The 1,604-nt window shown below is 49.3% G+C and carries 1 protein-coding gene; it reads right to left on the bottom strand.

Features of this window, described 5'->3' with window-relative positions; translation table 11 throughout:
• A partial coding sequence (locus RBA40_RS33150) for a condensation domain-containing protein (RefSeq protein ID WP_306653147.1) occupies positions 1-1,604 on the bottom strand: 1,604 nt, incomplete at both ends.

Here is a 1,604-nt window from a genome sequence, read left to right as displayed (position 1 = left end):
TCGGTTGTAAGTAGCGGCAATTGACTGATATGCTTTGTTTCATCAGCGACCATCGCGGAGAAAAGTATCTGTAGATGTTGAACCAGCCGCTCCATGGTGGCTTGCTCAAACAAATCACGGGCATACTCCAAGCTGCCTGTAATGGATTCTCCTGTTTCCGACAAAGACAAGCTTAAATCAAAGTGCGTTGTACTGTGTGGGGTTGTGATGCTCGATAGAGTTAAGCCTGGTAAGCTCAATTCACCGCCCACGGGGGTATTTTGCAATACCAGCATGGCTTGAAATACAGGGCTGTGACTGAGACTGCGCACTGGTTTAATGGCATCGACCACTTGTTCAAATGGAATATCCTGATGCGCATACGCCTCTAAAGTATTGGCTTTGATCTGCATCAGCAATTGCACCACAGTAGGATCATCATTCAACTGAACACGCAGTGCCAAAGTGTTCACAAAAAAGCCGATGAGCGATTCAATTTCAGAACGCTGACGGTTGGCAAAAGGCGTGCCAATCACCACATCGTTCTGCCCGCTCATACGAGATAAGAGGGCTGACCAACCTGCCAAGAGTGTCATAAATAAGGTGGCACCATGGCGTTGACTGAATGCGCGCAAATCCTGAGTTAATGCAGCCGGCAGTGTGACGGCAATACGATTGCCTTTATAGCTTTGTACGGGAGGACGAGGATGATCGGTTGGCATTTCCAATAGCGCTGGAGCCCCGACCAGATGCTGTTGCCAATAATGGACCTGCTGGTGTAAAACATCGCCTTGCAACCATTCACGTTGCCAAGCAGCATAGTCTGCATATTGGATGCTTAAGGGTGGCAGTGGATCGGTTTGCTGCTGGCTAAATGCCGTATATAAAGCAGAAAACTCTTGAACCAGTATGTCGATAGACCAGCCATCGGAGACAATATGGTGCTGCGTTACTAATAAAATGTGCTCTTGATCAGACAAGCGTAACAAACGGCCTCGAATCAGTGGTCCGGTGGACAAATCGAAAGACGCACGTGCTTCTTCTTCACTAGAACGTACAACAGCCACTTCTTGCTCATTGCCAATAAGGTGAGACAGATCCACCTCTTGCAGCGAAAAACCGACATCAGCTGGGGCAAAGAGCTGTATTGGTTGTCCATCGTCTTGTGTGACAAAAGAGGTACGTAAAGCTTCGTGACGCGCCAAAATACGATCTAGAGCAGCTTGCAATGCGGCTTGATTTAACTGTCCCTGCAAGCGTAATCCAGCCGGCATATGATAAGCCGCCCCTGCTGCATGATCTAATTGATCAAGGAACCACAGGCGCTGCTGGGCAAAGGACAGGGGTAGTGCGTCATCGCGGTTGGCTGGAAGGATCGCTGACAAGGTTGTACGCGCAATCTTGCTGATGCACTGGGCCAGGGCAGTTAATGTCGGATGCGCAAACAAATCACGCAGCGCCAGTTCGGTTCCTAATGTGGTACGTATGCGCGAAATAAATTGCACTGCCAAGAGTGAATGTCCACCCAGTTCAAAGAATTGATCATGGCGACCAACCCGTTCCAGTCCTAAGAGCTCTTGCCAGATAGTGGCAATGGCGATTTCGATCTCGCCTTCTGGGGCTTC

The sequence above is a fragment of the Massilia pseudoviolaceinigra genome (assembly GCF_030846505.1).
GTDB classification, from domain to species: Bacteria; Pseudomonadota; Gammaproteobacteria; order Burkholderiales; family Burkholderiaceae_D; genus Telluria_A; species Telluria_A violaceinigra.
The sequence above is the reverse complement of the archived record's forward strand: the minus strand, read 5'-3'. Positions and strand labels throughout refer to the sequence as shown.